Here is a 16,439-nt window from a genome sequence, read left to right as displayed (position 1 = left end):
TAATAATTAAATGCCAATGGTTAAATTGATACCAAAAGTTCTTGAGGCGGGGAATTGAGCATATTCAAATCCCTTATTGATATCTCCATTATTTAGTGTACCAAATTCTGGATCAAATGCTGGCCAAGTAGAAATAGTTAGCAAATCACGACCGTAAAAGCCAATTGTAGTTCGTTGCAAACCTAACTTGCTAGTGAGTTTCGGGCTTAATGTATAATCTATTCTGGCTTGTCTTAGTTTTATGAAGTCTGTGGAATAGGTGGTTCCTTCTACATTGTCACGTCCATAATGTGCAGTATAATAAGTTGTTGCGTTTTCTGCTACAACATCATTTGGGCGGTAAGTGCCATCTGAATTTTTAATTACACCGTTTCCAATGATTCCATTATATCTTCCCGGCAGTGTGTTTTCTGTTTTGCCTTGTTCTGCTAATACAGCTGCTGATAAAGAATAAGCTTTGGCTCCATATTGTCCATCAAATAAAAAGTTAAAGGATAAGGTTTTGTATCTGAAAGTATTACCAATACTTGCTTTCCATTTTGGGGTTGCATTTCCAATGTATTTAGAATCTGCGCTAAGCAAAGGATAACCATTAGCATAAACAATTTGTCCATCTGGAGATCTTTCATAACCTCTTCCATAAATATCTCCTAAGCTTCCTCCAGGAATAGCCGCTATTGCGCCACGGCTGCCCGGTCCGTTTTGAAGAATTATTGCATCTAATCCTTCGGTTAAAGTAACTACCTCGTTTTTGTTTGCTGCAAAAGTGGTAAACACTTCCCAACCAAAGCCATTTTTCTTTTTAAATGGGCTTCCGTTGATCGCAATCTCTAATCCTTTATTTCTTACCAGTCCAGCATTAATAACTGCATTACTTGCTCCAGAAGAGCGATCAACAGTAGAGGTTAGGATTTGATCTTTTGTGTTTCCTAAATAAGCCGCGATATCGAAATTTAACCGGCCGTTAAATAGTCTTATATCAGTACCAACTTCATAGCTTTCTGTATATAATGACTTTAAATTTGGATTGTATAATGAGGATGGATTTTGTAATCCTCCTTGAAACGGAGCTGCGGTATTATAGACAACAGAAGTACGGTAAGGAGTAGTTTCTGCGCTGCCAACCCCCGCATAAGAAGCCCTTATTTTTGCAAATGATATAGATTTAGGAAGTTTAAATAATTCTGATATGATTAAACTTCCGTTTATAGATGGATAAAAGAATGAAACATTATCAGTACCTAATGGGGATGCTAAAACACTATTCCAATCATTTCTGCCAGTAACATCTAAGTAAAGAAAATTTTTGTAGCTAGCGGTAAACAGACCATAAAAACTATTTAAGGCAAATTTACTCTTAAAAGGAAGCGTTAATAATACACCCGAACTGTTGGCCAATGTGTAAACTCCAGGATAAGAAAGTGAGTCGGCCCTTACTTCATCTTTGTTGTAATTGTTTTTTAAAGTACTTCCGCCAAATGTACCAGAGAGTTGAAAGTTTTTTAATTTTTTATTATATCGAAGCAAGAAATCGCTAGTTACCTCTTGGGTAAATATGTTTTGAGTACGATACAATCCTTTTTTAAATTTCTCGGTATCAAACGGACGTTGTTGAGAACGCTGATCATTTGCGTAATCCATTGATGTACGTAGCGTTAAACTTAATTCCTTGGTAAAATTATAGCTAGCTTGAATGTTGCCAGTAATGCCGTTTCTGTTATATTTATTCAGCATTTGGTTGGCTATCAGATATGGATTATCCGGGAAGCTACTGAAAGGGTAACTTTGTAATAAACCTTCAGAACCTGGCAACCAATAGTCTTTTAACCAATCTATACTTGCACTAGGTTCCCAAAATAAAAACCAATACATAGTTGATTGATTATTATAACCCGTTGAAGGCAGGTTGTCACTCGATTTATTGTTGTAATTAACTTTAGCAGAAATCTTTAATTTGTCATTAACCTTCTGATTTACTGATAATGCTACCGTATTTCTATCATAACCAGTATTGGGTAAAAACCAAGAGTTATTTACATTGGTAAAGGAAAAACGAGAAAATGTTTTATCTGTTCCTCCATCAAGCGTTACGCTGTTGGTAAAAGTTTTGCCCGTTTTAAAAAAATTGAATGCATCATCTACATAAGGCACCCAAGGTGTTTTTTCTAAAGCTTTTGTATGGGTAATTGGGTCGTATTGATAATATTCCTGACCGTTAAATCTTGGTCCCCAAGCAGAACTTGTACTTCTGGTACTTGGCCCATCTTCCGAAGCATTGTAAGAATAATAGTTGTCTCCGTCAGTACCTTGTCCATATTCATATTGTAAATCTGGGCCGCCATAAATGGTTTCAAAAGAAGTATTGGAATTTACAGTAACGCCAATCCCTTTTTGATTAGATTTTCCTGCTTTTGTAGTAATGATAATTGCTCCATTTGCACCACGCTGTCCATATAATGCTGCCGCACCCGGACCTTTTAAAACGGTTACAGTTTCTATGTCTTCTGGATTGATATCATTTAAACCACTACCGTAATCAACAGGAGTTTCTGTTGCTAAATATCCTTTTTCTCCATAACCCGTAGTTCTACCGCTACTCGTACTAATCACTACTCCATCAACAACTATTAAAGCTTCAGAACTTCCGTTAATGCTATTCTCTCCCCTTAAGATAATTTTATTTGAACCTGCTGGGCCACCATTTGATCTTATTAAATTTAAACCTGCAACTTTTCCAGAAAGCGCATCTGTCCAATTGTTTGATAAAGCACTGGTTAAATCTTTACCTTCTACAGTTGTAGTAGCATATCCTAGAGCCCTTTCTTCACGTTCAATTCCTAAAGCGGTAACTACCACTTCATTTAATTGATTAACAGATTCCTCCATTTTAATTTCCCAATTATTATTGGTAGTTGTGGCGGTTCTTTTAACAGGTTTAAAACCTAATGATTCGAAAGAAATCTCGCTACCAATTGGGACAGTAATAGTGAAAGTTCCGTTTGGCTGGGTAAAACCTAAAATCTTTCTATCTACATTAATGATGGAAACACTTGGGAGTGCCAATCCTGTGGCAGCTTCTGTTACCTTTCCTTTTATGGTTACATCATCTTGAGTTGTCCCGCTTTTATTCAATAATACTTTTCCGGATAGCTCTTTGTAGCTGATTCCACTTCCTTTTAATAAAAACTTTAAAACATTTTCTAAACTTTCATTGGTAAAGTTTGCGGTTTTTACGCTGATGCTTTTTAAGCCTAAATAAGATTCATCATAAGCAAAAACGTTGTTTGTTTTCGCTTCTATTTTTTTTATTGCAGAATACAGGTTTTCTGATTCAAATTTTACACTGATTTTTGTGTTTAAAATTTGCGCATCTGTTTTACTGGCAAAGGCTGTTAAAATACCTGTGGTTAATAACACACATAAGGCTAAGAAAGTGATTCTCATAAGCTTAGAATACTTGTTAGTTAGCGGTAAAAAAAATTTCATATTTTTGATTAAATGATAATGGTTAAAAAGATGAAGTAATTAAGATTGCAGTCTATCACTTCATTGTTAATGATTTACCGATCCTTGTTTGCAGCTTGGGTCGGTTTTTTATTTAATAAAGAATCATGCTATTACCCTCCTTCCTGTAATTAGAATCATGTATAGCACTTACTAGATTTAAAACTTGTTGATTGGTCATATCAGAGGTTAGGTGTAGGGTAAAAAGATATTTTTTAACTTCAGGTTTCCCTGCAATCAAATCGATTTTGAAATTATTTTTAAGGGTTACCGCAAGATTGATAAAGCTGGCTTGGTTAAAATAGAATTTACCGTCTTTCCACGCTCTAAATTGGTTGATATCTATCTCTGTTTGGTGATAATCCCCAGCTTTGTTATTAAAAGTTAATTCTTGCTTTGGGGTAAGGATTGCCAAATTTTTATTGGCATTTTTTACTTTTACCCTTCCGGTAGATACCGAAACTTTTGTTGCTCCTTTATCTCGATAAGCATCAATATCAAATGAAGTTCCTAATACCTGCACCTTAAGTTTAGGGCTGTTTACAATAAATGGTTTCTTTGGATTTTTAGTGACTTCAAAATATGCTTCCCCCTCATCTAAAAAAACAGTTCTGGTTTCCTCATTAAAGTTAGAGCTTACTCTTAAATTACTAGCCGCATTTAACCAAACCACAGAGCTATCTGGCAGGGTTACTTTTTTGACCTGACCAACCCTTGCAGACACAAAAGAATAGGTGATTTTTTTTGAGGATGATTTTAACTTTTTGTTAAAAAAAATAGCAGTAGCAGATATTAAAACTACAGAAGCAGCAATTTTAAAATATAATGGCTTTAAGGTTTTAGTGGATTCTGATTGTTGGATATAACTTTTTAATGCTTTTTTGGATTCCTCTTTTACTAGAGTCTCAACTTGCACATCTTCTTCTAATGATTGGTATGATTTGTACCAGGCATCCACCAAGGCAGATTCGGTCTCGTTTGCTTTTTTATTAAAATAGCGGGTTAATAATCCTTTAAATTTAAGCTCTTGCATAAAACGTGTTCTGCATATATGTCGTAGCAAACGCGTTTTAGTACTTATAATTTAAGTTAAACTTGTGTTATCTATTTGTTAAGGATGGAGATTAAAATAGCAAGGTAGGTTAAGTTTTTTTCGGGATGCTTTTCTAAAATTACCAGTTTTAATCTGCGTATTAGTTCTGATAAGTAGTTTTTTACAGTTTGATCTGCCAAACCAAGCCGACTGGCAATTTCTTTTAAGGGTACATTATCACAACGTAACTCATAAATTTTCTTAAGCGTTTCTGGCATCAAGTTTACCGCCTCCTCTAATATATGCTCTAGTTCGATATAATCTTTTACATCAATCACAGAATTTTCTAAAATATTAATTCTTTCAGTGGCCTCTACCAGTCGTTGTTCATTGATCTTTAAGGAGCGGAAATAACTCACCACACTAAACTTTAGCGCACCAAATAGATAATTTTCTAAAGTGGTATTTATAATTAGTGTTTCTCTTTTATTCCACAAACTGATGAGTAATTCTTGTACAAGATCTTTAGCGTCATCACTATTGTTGAGCCTGGCAAAAGCAATTCTATATAGTTTATCCCAGTAGCGGTCAAAAAGCAAATCAAATGCCGCCGAATCCCCTTTTTGGATATCTATCAATAAATCTTGATCCGAAATAATAATTGTTCTCATGCGATTTACGAAAATAACCATCCCATGTTAAGCCAATTTTAAGTTTTGATGTTTTATAGGTAAAAAAATTCATAAAAAAACTCCCCTCCGAATTTACGAAGGGGAGTTGCTATATAAATCAATCACAATTTAATCATTTCTGCTTGGCCTGTTGCTTGGTCTGGAAGAATTAATACTTCCCTCGGTAGAACGTGATGGTGCAGAACGCTCAACACTTTTTGGTTGGCTTTGTGGTTCACTTCTTTCTACTCTACTTGGTCTGCTAGTAGGCTCTGGCCTGGAAACAGGTTGCTGACTTCTAGTTGGCTCAGGTCTCTCCACTTTTGCTGGAGCTTCCTGTCTTGGCGCACTACTCTTGGTTGGTTCTGGTCTGTTACTCCTACTATTGTCCACTGGTTGATTATTTGATGGAACATTAGATCGATCATTATTTGGAGTAGCATCAGGACGAACAACATTGTTATCACTGCTTCTTGTTGGTCTGCTGGTTGTAGCATCCGGACGAGAAATTGTACCATTATCTCTATCGCTTACACCTGGCCTTGTAGAATTATTGCTATCCCCACTTCTATAATTTGGAGTAGAACTGTCTGTTCTACTAGGTCTAGAAGAATTGTTAGCTATCGTTCTTGGTGCATCATTATTAGCATCCCTGGATACATCTGGGCGATAAATATTTACAGTTCCTTTATCTACACTTGTAACACCTGGGCGTACATTATCAGCAGTTCTATAGATAGGCACATCTTGTCTTGTGGCTCTTCTAATTTCATCGGGCCTAGGGCCAGTATAATATCTTACATTTCTGTTTGTATAAATATTATTAATAATTGTAGTGTTTTGAACGATATAAACATTGCGCCTTGGCTCCCAATATCTGCTATAAGATGGATAATAAATACATCTTTGAGGTATAAACACCCAATAATTATCAGGTACATAATACCTGTTTCTGTTCCCAATATTGATATTGATGCTTATTCTAGGCGCTAAAGGTGCCCAACCATAATATCCACCACCGCTTCTCCAATTTACCCAAGCTGGTCCCCATTCTGTATCTGGTGCCCAAACCCAACCATCATAATCATCGTAAAACCAACGTCCGTAATGAAAAGGAGCCCAACCCCAATTATAATTAGAAACCCAGGTATTACCATATTCGGTCATTACCCAATGTCCGTTTGTATAATAAGGCTTAAAATCCCTACCTACATTTGGTCTCCAAACATAACCGTAGTCAGGATTATTTACCCAATCTCCGTAGGGAGCCATTTCATCGTAAAAAACCTGAAGAGAAATTCCACGATTTGGTTTAGCCTCAACTTTGTTAAAACCTAGGCCTAGAAATAAAACCATTATTCCAAAGGCGGTTGTTAATTTTTTTAAGCTCCAGTTCATGATGTTTAATATTTAAATTTTAACTGTGAATTATAAACGCTTCAATTTTTAAAACTATATCTATCATCTCTTTTATGACAATCATTTAGCAGAATCATATTTGGATTCTGTTAAATGTTATAATTTTAAATACTGATATAAGAACGTAACACCATTTTAAAAGATGTTATAATATAAAGACGATTAGTATTTTCAAAAGGTGTCAGTTATTAAAGTATTATTTTTTTTGGGCGTTTTTACAGGCTTTTCACTGTATCTTTTTTTGCTATAATCATAGTGGTTAGTTGCAAAAAAAGGATGCCGTTTCAATCCTTAACGCAAAATTTATCTAGAGAAAATTATCTTTAATGCTTAAAACTTTCTATTAAATCAAATCCCTCTTAAACCCTCAAACATTATAACAAATTGACTACTTATCAAGTCTATTACATTTACCAATCAACTAATAGAGTTTTTAAAAATGAAATGGTTTAATTTGTAAGATGGCAAAAGGCACTTTATATCTTATTCCCGTTGTGATGGCAGACGGCGCAGAAGCAAAATCTTTAACTCCATTTTTGAGTGAAACAATTAACCAAATCAAAGAATATATTGTTGAGAATGAGAAAACAGCTCGACGTTGTTTAAAAAACGCTGGTTTACAAACTCCACAAAGCGAATTAATTATACATGATTATGGAAAACATGAACGTGGCTTTAGCCTAAAACCTTATTTTGAAGGCTTAGAGAAAGGTGAGAACGTGGGTTTAATGAGCGAAGCGGGTTGCCCAGGAGTTGCAGACCCCGGAGCCGATATTGTTACCGAAGCTCACAGAAGAGGAATAAAAGTTGTTCCATTGGTTGGGCCAAGTTCTATTCTTTTAGCTTTAATGGCTTCCGGTTTTAACGGACAAGCTTTTGCTTTTCATGGTTATATTCCTATTGATAAAACCGACAGGATTAAAAGGATTAAAGAATTAGAAAGTTTTTCTGAGCGTTTTAAGCAAACCCAAATTTTTATAGAAACTCCTTTCAGGAATAATCCTTTATTTAATGATATTGTAGCAAGTTGTAGTAACCAAACCAGACTTTGTGTGGCCTGTAATCTTACTGCCGAAGACGAATTTGTACAAACAAAAACCATTGCAGAATGGAAAGCAGAAAAATTAGATTTACATAAAAAACCAACCATATTTCTGCTACAAAAAACAAAATGATCATTCCCTCTTCATCAGAGATTTTAATTCAAGGTATTAGCCCAAGCACATTAGCTTTGGCAGTTGCACTATCAACTAACGGTGCAAAAGTTTTAATTGTTGATGAAAGAATTGACTTAGGAATAGAATCGATTCAATTTGTTTTAGACGATTATTGTTTATCTTTTTTAAAGAATTTTGGATTTTCATTTTCAGCAGAAGAAACAGCAAATAAAACCATTGAAACTGAAAATTTCATCAATCAATCTTTAAAATTATTAGCAGAAAATTTATGTAGCGTAATCTGGGAGGCTAAGATTGAAAAGCAATCTGATCAATCTTTTTTCTTTATCCAAAAGGAAAAGAAAAATCCCCATGAAACTCAATATTTTTTTGATAGCTCAAATTTTGAAAACCAAACAGAAATTGAATCTTTTCGTAATGCTTTAATATTGGCCTGGAGATTAATTGGAATTTATGCTAACCAAACTTTAAAAGTAGATATTTTAAATAGTTATCCTCAAGAATCAGAGTTATTTAAAGTTCAAAATATTTCTCTCAACTCTAATAAAAAAAGAAATTTTATCTTAAAATGGTTGGATAAAATGACCATTAAAACTCAAGATTTTAATTTGCAAGACAGCAAAATTTCTTTGCATTTAAGTCAGTACAGAAATTTACAAGCCGGCGAATTATTGCCAAATCTTAACTTTTTTGATGAGAAAAAAAAAGAGCAATCTAATTTGTATGCATGGTGTAGCTACAAATATTTTTCGGTTATTATATTTGGTTCATTAATCCCAACCAACCTTTTTACAATTGCAAAATGGGTAAAACTGCATTATCCGGTTCAACTTTTTTATTTGCCTTTTAGCGAAAACAATGAAGCTGTTTTTGATGCACTAAAAATTAGAAAAGGAGAAAAAAAGACATTCGTTGTTCGTCCTGATAAATTTATTGGATTACTGCATGATGGAATTGAAATAGATATTATCGATAACTATTTAAAGAATTTTATTTTTATGAAAGAGAAGGATGAGAAAATCATTTAATAATATATAATTTGAAAAGAATAGAACTAAATAGTAAAATTAGAAACTAAATATGTTTTGATATTTAAACGTAACATTTTACAGAACAATTTATTTATAAATTGTTCTGTTATCAATAATAACATAGCTGTCTACCAAAACTATCGGATAACCATTTTTTGGAGTTATTATTTTTGTTTTCAACTTACCAGTATCTTTATTTATTATTAAATAAAAATCCGAGTTTTTACTCATTGCGATAACAAAATTTTTATAGATACCTTTAAATATCGCATCTTTAAATTTCCATATTAAATTATTCGATGTATAGTCTATACAGTACAATTCGCCTTTATTAGAGAAATAAATCAATTTATCAATTATTTTAACAGTTGGCTGATCAACAGACGGTTTAATATTCCATGGAAAATTCCATATAATTTTTCCTGTTTTTGAGTTTATCAGTAACAATTTATCAAGCCCATAGATTGCAATAATATTATCTGAATGATATATGCTTTGCAATTCTTGATAAATCTCGCTATAGGGATAATCCATTTTTATTTTAAGTGGGGTTTCCCATTCTTTTTTTAATGTGTCTAAATTCATACAAACGAATGTCCCTCTAATACTGACATAATAAAATTTATTGTCAATAAGGACACTAAATCCATCAAATAATTCATTACCATACCTTTCACTCCATAAAAGCTTTTCTTTTTTAATATCAAAAATATAGATACCATTCATGCTCGTAATAGCGGCTTTATCTTTATATAAGAGAACTTTATTTGCATAAAACATTGTATTTTCATATTTTGAGAAATAATCTCTAGTAGTCCCATCTATACAAACCCTTTCCATACGACTCCCTCCATATGCACCAAAATACATGCATCCATTATTGTAATAGCCTATGTAATTATCAGAAGGATAGGGGTCATGTTCTTGAAAAGTAACTTGAACGAGAGTTGCAGTTTTAAGTGGTTTTAAACTTTGGAAGAAAAATCCAGCATTATAATCATTAAAACCATTATTAAAGCCCATTATTGTATCCTTTATGATTCTTACGTAACTACTATGAGCATAAAGCGGATTATAACTAACATATTTTAAATCAAGTGCTGCTGTTATTTCCTTTTCAAATACCTCTTTTAGCCTGACTTTATTCTCGCTTTCCTTATCTGATTGATATCTTGCAAAAAGCAATGAAAATATCAATCCACTAAAAAGAAGAAAGAAAGCTATCAGAAAAATATTTCTTTTTTTCATCTAAAATCGGCGATAGCCAATAAAATTAATACATAAGCTAAAACTCTCTTTTTATCCATCTTATTTAGAAATTAAATTCATAAATAATTTATATGCCCCAGGAACACCAGCCGGCAATTCTCTAAAGAAAACTAAACCTGTATAAACAAATTTTCCTTTACCATAATTTGCTATTAATAAAGACCCATCAGATTCCTTTTCTCCAGTATCTTTCATACTCAAAGGCTTTTCATAATGGTTATCTTCATCAGTGGTAAAATAAATTCCTCTTTCTTGTATCCAATCTTTGAAATCATTTTCGGTAATCTTATTAGGATAATTTAAAGCCTTACTTTCTGGTTTTACAAAGTTCACTTTTGCATCTTCTTCGGTCACTCTATCTCTAGAAATAGTAAATGGATAAGGTCCAATTTGGTCTAAAACCAGCGGACGGTTTACATTATATTGTACCAAATAGGTTCCGCCGTTTTCTACATATTTCATCAGCTTTGCTTGCTCAAATTTTAGCCTATCATTCACGTTATAGGCTCTAATTCCAGCAATTATAGCATCGTATTTAGAAAGGTCGCCGTTCATGATTTCATTTTCTGAAAGCATGGTTACGTTTAGTCCAATTTCTTTCAAAGTTTCAGGCATTAAATCTCCAGCGCCAGCAATGTATCCTATGTTTTTAGCCGTTGTTTTTAAATCTAATTTTACCAATTTGGCTTTCGCCGATTGAAAATAAGTAATGGTTGGGATGTGCTCATAACTGATGGTTTTAATTCCTTTAGTAAATTTTTCTCCATCAATTAAAACTGTAGCTATTAAATCGCCATTTTGGGCTTTGGCTTGTGCCGATATTTTAAAAACTAAATCTTGTTCTTCACCATATTTCTTTAAATTGAAATCAACTTTTGCAGGATAAGCAATCCACCCTTTTGGTAACTCTAAACTTAATGTTCCTTTTGCATCATTTTTAAAAGCTTTTAATTTGACATGAATATCCTTACTTCCGTCGCTATTAAAAATAAAAGCTTTGGCATCTAAATTTGCAGTAACCGGAGGCGTAATTGCTAAAGGCTGGTAGACTTCTCCACGTACTTGGTCGGTATATTTATAAACAAGTGGGCGGGTAAAGCTAAGCTCAACTCCATTAATAGTTACTATAAAATCTATTGTTGTAGCAGGTTTTCCTTCTGGAAACATCAAATTATTTTGATTGCCGATTTCATACATTCCTACTTCATGCTCATTTTTTAACCAATAAGGTTGGCTAATTTCTTTGGCGGTTTGAGTTCCATTAATACTTTGAAATTTATTTGAACTTAGCGTCAGTTTTTCTTGATTTATACTTGAGTTAATTACTATATTATCTAGCTGACTGATTGCATCAATTTTTACTTTAAAAGGATTGTTAACGGCAATTTGTGGATTTTCTGCATAAGCTTCAAACCAAGTTCCGCTACAAGTTAAAATCAGATTTTTAACTTCATTTAACTTATCCTCTACTAAAGAAGAATTGTTTTTTAAGCTAGTAATAGATTGATATAATTGAAGTAAATCCGCAACGCTTTTTTTGGGGTTTGAAGCATCATAACTGTTTTGGATATTTTCAATTTGCTTGGCAATATTACCCGCACCATCAATTCTGCTCCAATCGGTTTTTACGCCTTCCATTAAATCGGTTTTTGGTAAGCCACCTTTCCAGGCACTAAAATATTCTAAGGAACTACCACGCTGTCTGGCACTTCCAAATCCCTGGCTTTTATGATTAGAACGACTTTCTGCAGCGATTTCTCCATAACTTTTTCCTAATAAGGGGTTATAAACACCAACATCAATTTTCAATTGGTCTTCTGCAGTATTATCGTTTCCACCAAAATTGTAGTTGTTCCAAAGAATTCTTTTTGCCTGCCAAACTTGTACTTCTTTTAACTGGTTTGGAAACATTTTTGGATTTGCAGCTGCATCAAAAGCTTCTTGTGCTAAAATTGAAGAAGCCGCATGATGTCCGTGTCCTGCTCTTGAATCTGGAGGGAAACGGGTAATAATTACATCGGGTTTAAATTTACGGATAATGTAAACCACGTCAGAAAGGATAGAATCTTTGTTCCAAATTTTAAAGGTTTCTTGTGGCGTTTTAGAAAAACCAAAATCATTAGCTCTGGTAAAAAACTGGACTGCGCCATCGTTTCTGCGGGCGGCAAGTAATTCTTGAGTTCTGATTAGACCTAAATCTTCAGATTGTTCATTGCCTATCAAATTTTGACCGCCATCACCTCGCGTTAAAGCTAAATAACCAGTTTTATAATTCTTTTCTTTAGCCAAATAAGCTAACAATCTGGTGTTCTCATCATCAGGATGGGCGGCAATATATAATACGCTTCCGGTTACATTTAATTTTTTTATGTTTTGTAAAATATCGCTCGAGTTAAGTTGAGGAGAATTTTGAGCGAAAAGGAAAGTGGTATTTATTAAAAAGAAAAATAAGATTATTCTGGATTTCATTTGCTGTGATTTAATCCTAGCAATTTAGTAAAGTATTCTTTGGTTGATGGTTTACGAATAAAAAAATTACTGAATGGTTTTGTAAAATGTCACTTTTTAAAGTTTGTAATAATGCCGCCCCGATGGGGCTATCATAATTTCGCATCTCTGAGGTTACCATAATGTCGCTCCGATGGAGCTACCAAAAGTCCCAGCGGGACGACATTATGGTAGAAAAATTATAATTTTTTTGAATGCCGTAGGTATGACATTATTTTCTGCGTGATTATATTAACAATTTTTCCGTGGTCTGTGTCTTCACAGACCTTTTTAGTTTCGGTGTGAGGACACATACCGAGGTTGAAAAGTCCCAGTGGGACGACATTACGGTAGAAAAAATTATAATTTTTTTGAATGCCGTAGGTATGACATTATTTTCTGCGTGATTATATTAACAATTTTTCCGTGGTCTGTGTCTTGACAGACATTTTTAGTTTCGGTCTATGAGGACACAGACGAGGTTGAAGATTGTTAACTAAAATCTATTGTTTAATACCTACTATAAAAATTTCGCACCTTATAGGTTAATTGATCAAAAATCGGTTTTGTGAATTCTATAAATAAATCCTGTGGAGCTGGAGGATACGTCTCTCTTCTATTTAACAAACGTTTATCATTATCTGTTAAAGCTCTTTCATCCCCACGGTAAGTTCCCCAACTATCTCTCCAAACAAAAGTTCCTGGCATTTTTTCATGAGTAATGACATTTCCATTCATATCTCTAATCTGAAAATCTAAAAGCCCGCTAGATGTGATGGTTTTTTCAAAAGTTGTCAACTTTCCTGTAGCCGTTGTATAAATAGGTTTTTTAGTAGAATCTCTGGTTACTCCAGTTTTAATGCTGTCTTTTTTAATATCCTCAATTCGTTCTTTCACATAGGTTTGACCAACAATAAAATCATCAAAGTTTAAGCTTAAAACTTGATCGAACTTAAATTTGGAAACTCTAGCTTCATCTGGAGTGAAAAATTTCACAAAGCTTTTGGTTTCATAATTTTTCATAAACTCATAAATCTTATCTTGAAAATATTCGTTACTCAGTTTATATAATCTAGAATTAACCAACACGGGTTCTACTACAACTCTTATTAAAGCCGCAAAATAAGCGCTATCCATCATGTTTTGGGCATCTTTGAAATCAGGATATAATTGTTCTGCTTTCTCAAAATCAAAATAAGCATCTTTTGACGCACTGCGATTGTTTTTTGCTAATAACTTTTTACCATTATTGTACCTTGCTTCAGCAGCAAAATATTTTGCGTCGCTGGTTTCTGCAATGTACTTTTCTGGATTTGGAACCGCTTCCATACAGCTAGGACAATCTGCAATGGCGTTTGCCAAATAATTAATGTTTTGATATTCGTTTATAACTTGTTCCCATTTAAAAATATCATCCGTTAATTTAATATCGTTTATTCGACTCAAATGCCTTTCCAAAGCATATTTGTAGCCATTAGATAATGTTGATATTGCCTTTGATTTATTTGGATTACTTTTTAAGCGATTGATAGCTGTGTAAACTGCTTTGTCGTAATCGCCATTTTGCAAAGCTTTTTTACCACTACTGCAAGAAACCAAAATAGAGGTGATTAATAATATTAAGAGCACCTTAAAACCGTTGCCGTTCATGATTGATTTTGTTTGATATATAATAGACGAATTTATAATTGTATTGGTTGCAAACAAAGAAATTTATTTGAGATAAAAGAAACAGCTGAAATTCAGATTTAAAAACGATAGAATTCTTAAAAATTAATTATTAAGATCAACCGCCTATCTTTCTAAATGTTAAGTTAATTCTTGGTGTGTTCACTTTTTTAGTAGGCGGTAACCGATGTAACCAATTTGTTTGGGTGGTTCCTTTCATTTCTAATAAACTTCCGTTCTCTAAAAAAACAGAAATCAGTTGTTTATCCGTTTTATTTTTTAACAAGAATTTACGCTCTGCACCTAAACTTAAAGATGCAATACTTCCGTTTTTTGTTAGTTCCTTTTCATCGTCGCTATGCCAACCCATTCCTTCATCACCATTGTGGTATAGGTTTAATAAGCATGAATTATAGGTGGTTTTAGTTTTTTCTTCTACTAAAGACTTTAATTCTAAGAGCGATTTTGTCCAAAGCAAAGCTTGTTTTGTGGTTTTAGAATAGGTATAAGAAAAATTAGCGTCTGCATACCAAGCTACTTTTCTTTTGGTAATGATATGCTTTCCAAAAATAACAGCTTCATCATTTTTCCATTGGATATTATCTAAAAGTTGCTGCAAAAAATTATTTGCTTGTTGAATAGAAATAATTGGTCCGTAATAAATTACTTCGCCATCTTTAGGCAAAAGATTATGATTTACAAAAGGATTAAATAAATCCATTTTACTTTAAGAAATTCTTTTTGAGGTGATTAAAGGGTTTTTTTTATTATGTACTATCGATATAATCACAACGGTTTTAATCTTTTTCATCTATATAAAAATGAATATTAAAAGGAAATCTTTTTGGATGAGAAATTCTTATATTCTTATAACGAATAGAATAAGATTTCGGTGTTTTTAATAGATAAAGAATTGCTTTTTCTATTTCTTCAGAAAACTCAATCTCTAAGCCTTCTTTTTGCTTTTTATACCAATTTTTTGCTCCAATAATATCAATTTGGACTTCATCAAAAAAAAGCAATGATAAGTCATCAAATTTTTCTTTTCAATTCTTCAAATAAAACTTTCCCGTCCATTAATCTTTCAGAATTTTCATCAATTGCCTTCAATCTATTGTCAATTAATTCCTGTTCCCATTTAGATAATTCAATATCTAAATTTTCGATATCAGGATAATTAGCTTTTATCCGAGCCCAGTCTTCAATAGGAATAAAAACACCTTCTTTATCTCCTTTTATATCTTCAATTATCTGTAATTTCATGTTGTACGATTTTCTATAAATGAAACTCTATTATAAATCTAACTTTAAAAAATCTTAAATCAAATTTTTAGTTGCAGCTTCCCATCCTATAATTGCCGCTTTTCTGGTAAATCCCCATCTATAACCTCCAAAATTTCCAGTTGTTTGTATTACCCTATGGCAAGGAATTAAAAAAGCAATTGGATTTGCGCCAATGGCTTTCCCTACTGCTCTTGAAGCATTTGGGGTTTCTATTTTTTTGGCGATCTCTCTGTAACTTGTTAAATTACCCGTAGGGATTTTTAGCAAAGTTTCCCAAACTTTAAGCTGAAATGGTGTCCCTTTTAAATGAAGCTTAATTTGTTTAATGTCGCTCCAATCTTTAGAAAAAATTGCTAATGCTAGCATCTGTGTTTCATTTTGTTCGTTTACTAAATCAGCATTTGCAAAATGCGTTCTTAAATTTTCAAAAGCTAAATGCAATTCATCGGCGAAAGCCATAAAACATATTCCCTTTATTGTATTTGCGATGATGATTTTACCAAAAAATGTTTCATAAAATTGATAAGCTATTTTCAAATTGATGCCGCCATTTTGAAATTCTCCTGGTGTCATTCCTTCTATATTCACAAATAAATCATGCAGCCGGCCAGTACCAGAAAGCCCCGTTTGATAAGCCGCATCAAAAAGATTTGCTGATTTATCTCTCAAAACTTCCTTTGCATATTTAACACTAATAAACTGCAAAAACTTCTTAGGACTAACGCCTGCCCAATTAGTAAACAGCTTTTGGAAATGAAACGGACTTAAATTTACAGCATCTGCAATTTGATCTAAATTGGGCTGAGCTTTAAAATTTTGATTAATAAATTCAATTGCTTTTGCAATTCGATAATAATCTAAACTTTTTTGATTTAATTCCATTTTATAACGGCTA

The 16,439-nt window shown here is 33.1% G+C and carries 13 protein-coding genes; 2 read left to right on the top strand and 11 right to left on the bottom strand.

All coding sequences use genetic code 11. The annotated features are described in order from the left end of the window. Positions 1-6: 6 nt before the first annotated feature. The 4 genes from A5893_RS12165 to A5893_RS12150 form a co-directional block, all read right to left on the bottom strand. Complete coding sequence (locus tag A5893_RS12165) at positions 7-3,444, bottom strand: SusC/RagA family TonB-linked outer membrane protein (RefSeq protein WP_068822869.1); 3,438 nt, start codon at positions 3,442-3,444, stop codon at positions 7-9. 154 nt (positions 3,445-3,598) lie between these two features. Further along, the gene (locus A5893_RS12160) at positions 3,599-4,537 is read right to left on the bottom strand and encodes a FecR family protein (protein WP_068822840.1); all 939 of its coding nucleotides are present in this window, start codon (positions 4,535-4,537) and stop codon (positions 3,599-3,601) included. Positions 4,538-4,608: 71 nt separating this feature from the next. Beyond that, positions 4,609-5,208 (bottom strand): RNA polymerase sigma factor, encoded by a 600-nt coding sequence (locus tag A5893_RS12155; protein WP_068822839.1) that lies wholly within the window; start codon positions 5,206-5,208, stop codon positions 4,609-4,611. 129 nt (positions 5,209-5,337) lie between these two features. After that, a complete protein-coding gene (locus A5893_RS12150) occupies positions 5,338-6,606 on the bottom strand; it encodes a DUF6600 domain-containing protein (protein ID WP_068822838.1) in 1,269 nt (422 codons plus the stop codon). A gap of 482 nt (positions 6,607-7,088) precedes the next feature. Between A5893_RS12150 and A5893_RS12145 the strand changes: the two genes are divergently transcribed. After that, positions 7,089-7,802 carry an SAM-dependent methyltransferase gene (locus A5893_RS12145; protein WP_068822837.1) on the top strand — a complete coding sequence of 238 codons (714 nt, stop codon included), beginning with the start codon at positions 7,089-7,091 and terminating at the stop codon, positions 7,800-7,802. Then, complete coding sequence (locus tag A5893_RS12140) at positions 7,799-8,833, top strand: hypothetical protein (RefSeq protein WP_068822836.1); 1,035 nt, start codon at positions 7,799-7,801, stop codon at positions 8,831-8,833. The genes A5893_RS12145 and A5893_RS12140 overlap by 4 nt, the downstream gene beginning before the upstream one ends. A gap of 90 nt (positions 8,834-8,923) precedes the next feature. Here the strand turns inward: A5893_RS12140 and A5893_RS12135 are convergent, their stop codons facing one another. From A5893_RS12135 to A5893_RS12105, 7 genes are all read right to left on the bottom strand, one after another. Beyond that, positions 8,924-10,084: an outer membrane protein assembly factor BamB family protein gene (locus A5893_RS12135; RefSeq protein ID WP_068822835.1), complete on the bottom strand. Its 1,161-nt coding sequence runs from the start codon at positions 10,082-10,084 to the stop codon at positions 8,924-8,926. Positions 10,085-10,144: 60 nt separating this feature from the next. Then, on the bottom strand, positions 10,145-12,574 hold the full coding sequence (locus tag A5893_RS12130; RefSeq protein WP_068822834.1) for a PIG-L family deacetylase: 2,430 nt from the start codon (positions 12,572-12,574) through the stop codon (positions 10,145-10,147). Between the two features lie 528 nt (positions 12,575-13,102). Further along, positions 13,103-14,242: a hypothetical protein gene (locus tag A5893_RS12125; RefSeq protein ID WP_068822833.1), complete on the bottom strand. Its 1,140-nt coding sequence runs from the start codon at positions 14,240-14,242 to the stop codon at positions 13,103-13,105. A gap of 136 nt (positions 14,243-14,378) precedes the next feature. Next, positions 14,379-14,981 (bottom strand): alpha-ketoglutarate-dependent dioxygenase AlkB family protein, encoded by a 603-nt coding sequence (locus A5893_RS12120; protein WP_068822832.1) that lies wholly within the window; start codon positions 14,979-14,981, stop codon positions 14,379-14,381. A gap of 76 nt (positions 14,982-15,057) precedes the next feature. Next, complete coding sequence (locus tag A5893_RS12115) at positions 15,058-15,282, bottom strand: hypothetical protein (protein WP_068822831.1); 225 nt, start codon at positions 15,280-15,282, stop codon at positions 15,058-15,060. 10 nt (positions 15,283-15,292) lie between these two features. Then, positions 15,293-15,523 carry an addiction module component CHP02574 family protein gene (locus tag A5893_RS12110; protein ID WP_068822830.1) on the bottom strand — a complete coding sequence of 77 codons (231 nt, stop codon included), beginning with the start codon at positions 15,521-15,523 and terminating at the stop codon, positions 15,293-15,295. 54 nt (positions 15,524-15,577) lie between these two features. Beyond that, entirely contained in the window at positions 15,578-16,426 is an 849-nt protein-coding gene (locus A5893_RS12105; RefSeq protein ID WP_068822829.1) for a bifunctional helix-turn-helix domain-containing protein/methylated-DNA--[protein]-cysteine S-methyltransferase, read from the bottom strand. Positions 16,427-16,439: the final 13 nt, after the last annotated feature.

It is taken from the genome of Pedobacter psychrophilus (assembly GCF_001652725.1).
GTDB classification, from domain to species: domain Bacteria; phylum Bacteroidota; class Bacteroidia; order Sphingobacteriales; family Sphingobacteriaceae; genus Pseudopedobacter; species Pseudopedobacter psychrophilus.
Note: the sequence above shows the minus strand (reverse complement) of the source record. Positions and strands in the feature narration are given on the sequence as shown.

Excerpts from the sequence above, each read along its gene's own strand:
- A5893_RS12145 (WP_068822837.1), top strand. The coding sequence starts at position 7,089 with ATGGCAAAAGGCACTTTATATCTTATTCCCGTTGTGATGGCAGACGGC.
- A5893_RS12155 (WP_068822839.1), bottom strand. The coding sequence starts at position 5,208 with ATGAGAACAATTATTATTTCGGATCAAGATTTATTGATAGATATCCAA.
- A5893_RS12135 (WP_068822835.1), bottom strand. The coding sequence starts at position 10,084 with ATGAAAAAAAGAAATATTTTTCTGATAGCTTTCTTTCTTCTTTTTAGT.
- A5893_RS12125 (WP_068822833.1), bottom strand. The coding sequence starts at position 14,242 with ATGAACGGCAACGGTTTTAAGGTGCTCTTAATATTATTAATCACCTCT.
- A5893_RS12120 (WP_068822832.1), bottom strand. The coding sequence starts at position 14,981 with ATGGATTTATTTAATCCTTTTGTAAATCATAATCTTTTGCCTAAAGAT.
- A5893_RS12160 (WP_068822840.1), bottom strand. The coding sequence starts at position 4,537 with ATGCAAGAGCTTAAATTTAAAGGATTATTAACCCGCTATTTTAATAAA.
- A5893_RS12110 (WP_068822830.1), bottom strand. The coding sequence starts at position 15,523 with ATGAAATTACAGATAATTGAAGATATAAAAGGAGATAAAGAAGGTGTT.
- A5893_RS12130 (WP_068822834.1), bottom strand. The coding sequence starts at position 12,574 with ATGAAATCCAGAATAATCTTATTTTTCTTTTTAATAAATACCACTTTC.
- A5893_RS12105 (WP_068822829.1), bottom strand. The coding sequence starts at position 16,426 with ATGGAATTAAATCAAAAAAGTTTAGATTATTATCGAATTGCAAAAGCA.
- A5893_RS12165 (WP_068822869.1), bottom strand. The coding sequence starts at position 3,444 with ATGAGAATCACTTTCTTAGCCTTATGTGTGTTATTAACCACAGGTATT.
- A5893_RS12150 (WP_068822838.1), bottom strand. The coding sequence starts at position 6,606 with ATGAACTGGAGCTTAAAAAAATTAACAACCGCCTTTGGAATAATGGTT.
- A5893_RS12140 (WP_068822836.1), top strand. The coding sequence starts at position 7,799 with ATGATCATTCCCTCTTCATCAGAGATTTTAATTCAAGGTATTAGCCCA.